The 1,189-nt window shown below is 61.4% G+C and carries 1 protein-coding gene; it reads left to right on the top strand.

Going from position 1 to position 1,189, the window contains the following annotated elements; translation table 11 throughout:
• Positions 1–168: 168 nt before the first annotated feature.
• A complete protein-coding gene (locus tag CKO23_RS24785; RefSeq protein ID WP_200336205.1) occupies positions 169–1,029 on the top strand; it encodes an REP-associated tyrosine transposase in 861 nt (286 codons plus the stop codon).
• Positions 1,030–1,189 lie beyond the last annotated feature (160 nt).

Below are 1,189 nucleotides of genomic sequence, written 5' to 3'. Positions count from 1 at the left end.
TCTGACCTTCAGGCTTGTGCCGTCGAGTCATTACACTTCCGAGCGGCTGACTAAGCCTTACTCGGGAGAGCTTCCCGCTTGCGCGGTTCTCTCACAGTCGGCAACCATTGCCAGGTCACCCAGGTCTTCCCTTTTGCCTCTTGCTCTTCTTGAGCTAGACTTGAGGACATGGCCAGGCCCCTTCGTCTCGAATTCCCCGGCGCGCTGTACCATGTGACCAGTCACGGAGACGGGCGCGAGGCGATTTTCCTCGCCGATGGGGACCGGCGCCTGTTTCTGGATGTGCTGGCTGGCGTTTGGGACCGCTTCAATTGGACGGTGCACGCCTACTGTCTGATGACCAACCATTACCATCTGTTGGTGGAGACCCCGGACGCGAACCTCTCCAAGGGCATGCGGCAGCTGAATGGCGTCTATACGCAGCGCTTTAACCGCACACACGGCCGCTCGGGCCACGTGTTTCAAGGACGCTACAAGGCGATCCTGGCGCAAAAGGATGCGTATCTGCTGGAACTGGCGCGCTACGTCGTGCTCAATCCGGTGCGGGCGCGGATGGTGCGTACCGCAGCCGATTGGCCCTGGAGCAGCTACCGGGCCATGATCGGCGCGGAACCGGCGCCGGAGTGGCTGGAGACGCGAACCCTCCTCGGGATCTTCGGCGAGACGGAGCCTGAAGCCGTCGCGCATTACGCGCGATTCGTCGCCGAAGGGAAGGGCCAACCTGCCCTTTGGGAGCAACTGAAAAACCAAGTGTTCCTCGGCTCGGACAGCTTCGTGGCGTTACTGCGGCGACAGTTGCCGAAGCACCGCGACCTGCGCGAGGTGCCGCAGTCAAAGCACCGGCCTCCCCCCAAGCCGTTACCCGAGTATGTCCGCGACTACCCGCGGCGCAACGAGGCCATCGTTGCCGCTTATCGCAGCGGAGGCTATACGCTGCAGGACATTGGAGACTTCTTCGGCATCCACTATTCGCGCGTGAGCAAGATCGTTCAAGCAGCGGATATCGCGCGACGGGAGGCTATCGGGTAGACCTCGCCGCCTCATGATCAAGAGCAAAAGGGAAGACCTGGGTGACCTGGCAATGGTTGCCGACTGTGAGAGAACCGCGCAAGCGGGAAGCTCTCCCGAGTAAGGCTTAGTCAGCCGCTCGGAAGTGTAATGACTCGACGGCACAAGCCTGAAGGTCAGA

It is taken from the genome of Thiocystis violacea (assembly GCF_016583565.1).
Classification (GTDB): domain Bacteria; phylum Pseudomonadota; class Gammaproteobacteria; order Chromatiales; family Chromatiaceae; genus Thiorhodococcus; species Thiorhodococcus violaceus_A.
This window is presented reverse-complemented; position numbering and strand designations above follow the sequence as displayed.

Excerpts from the sequence above, each read along its gene's own strand:
- CKO23_RS24785 (WP_200336205.1), top strand. The coding sequence starts at position 169 with ATGGCCAGGCCCCTTCGTCTCGAATTCCCCGGCGCGCTGTACCATGTG.